The sequence below is a fragment of the Caulobacter sp. 05T431 genome (assembly GCF_056665975.1).
Genome location: NZ_JBFTKU010000162.1, coordinates 1 through 383 on the forward strand (window position 1 = coordinate 1; position 383 = coordinate 383).

Sequence of the window (383 nt, forward strand, 5' to 3'; positions counted from 1 at the left end):
GGAGCTCGGCACGGGCTTGCTCGGCGAGGGCCCGATCTCCGGCCTCCCGGAGCTGAACAATGATCACGTGCTAGGTCCGGGCGCCCTGGTCTACCTCTCGGCCAACGACGGCCACATCTACCGGGCCGACCTTGCGGGCGGCCCGGCCACCCGGATCACGGCAGAGGACGGCTTCTTCCACCGCCTCCTGACGCTGCCCGCCGGCGGCGGACCTTCGGCGACCATAGACGTCGGGGAAGGGCATTGCGACGGGCCGGAATATTCGCCCGACGGCGAGTGGATCTACTTCAACACCGAGAGCTTCAGCAGCCGGCCGGGGCACGCGCAGATCGCCCGCGTCCGGGTGGACGGAAGCGGGATTGAGCGCCTGACCGCGAACGAAA

General features: G+C 69.5%; 1 protein-coding gene. It reads left to right on the forward strand.

Annotation, left to right across the window (positions count from 1 at the left end):
• Positions 1-383: TolB family protein (locus tag AC1U89_RS24960; RefSeq protein ID WP_479902298.1), on the forward strand; the 383-nt coding region annotated here is incomplete at both ends.